1 protein-coding gene and 1 pseudogene are annotated in these 1,057 nt (G+C 62.3%); both read right to left on the bottom strand.

Features of this window, described 5'->3' with window-relative positions:
* Window positions 1-340: pseudogene (locus EOA29_RS37545) on the bottom strand (hypothetical protein); the annotation flags it as partial.
* 152 nt (window positions 341-492) lie between these two features.
* Window positions 493-1,057 (bottom strand): phosphodiester glycosidase family protein (locus tag EOA29_RS37540; RefSeq protein WP_127222464.1); only part of this gene is annotated, 565 nt, incomplete at its 5' end.

Genomic DNA, 1,057 nt, shown 5'->3' with positions numbered 1-1,057 from the left:
GGTCCTGCGCGGGAAACGCCACCGTCTCTTCCTCGGCCAGGCCGAAGGGACGCGAAGTCTCGCCGTCAGGACGCGAAGTCTCGTCGTCGGTTCGCGCATTGTCCGCCTCAAGCACCGGCGCCGGCGGCCTCATACGCGCGGCGCCGGACATCGACATGGTCTCGACGGTTGTCTCGGTTTCAGCCGTCCTGATGGCCTTGGTCACAGGGGCGCTGGGTCTGACAACCGAACTCGTCGTCTCGCTGGACGGTATCTGCAAGGCATCGACGCCCGCCGTCGAGGAACAGCCGGCAAGGCCAAGCGATGCGAGCACGAAACTGACGACGCCAAAAATCCGCATCTTGACCTGTACGCAAAACAAAACAGACCGAGGGCAGGAACAGCGCCGCCGGAAGCCCCATTCCTAATGAGAAATTACCAACAAAGTTTGAATCAAAATTTACTTTTGGTCCGGCCGGGCGATTCGCGGCCGGCGTCGGACGCGGTTCTCGGCTAGCGCCTGAACACGCCGATCATCGGTCCGAGATTCCAGAAATCGTCGTTGCGGCCTATTGCCGGCGCATAGAGGCTCGATATCGAGCCGTCGAGGAACAGCGCGTTCGCGCAGCCGAGCTTGTCGCGGAACAGCCGGGCGAATTCATGGAAGGTCACGACGTCATCCGAGATTGCGAAGACGGCGACGCCGTCGGCGCGCACGCCGACGCCGTCGCGGATTTTTCGCGAGGGGCTGTCGGCCTGGAATTTCGGATGCAGCTTGCCGTCGATGACCAGCATCGGCCCGGACTGGGTTGCGTAATCCACCCGCGGCGGACGCTTCAGATAATCCTTCGTCGCGCGAACGCCGGCCTTGTTGCCGCTGAGATAGAAGATGCCGTTCGGCTGCATCGAGAAATTGCCGGTGCCCGATCCGATCTTCGCCGAGGTGATCTGCTGCCCTCGCTCGACGTAGAGCCCAACCGGCGCGAGATCGGGATGATACATGCCGGCATTGATGCCGAAGAGCATGGTGCGCCCCGCAGCCTGTTGGGCGCTTCGAAGATTGTGCAGCGACTGGTAG

The organism is Mesorhizobium sp. M1E.F.Ca.ET.063.01.1.1 (genome assembly GCF_003998155.1).
Taxonomy (GTDB): Bacteria; Pseudomonadota; Alphaproteobacteria; order Rhizobiales; family Rhizobiaceae; genus Mesorhizobium.
This window is presented reverse-complemented; position numbering and strand designations above follow the sequence as displayed.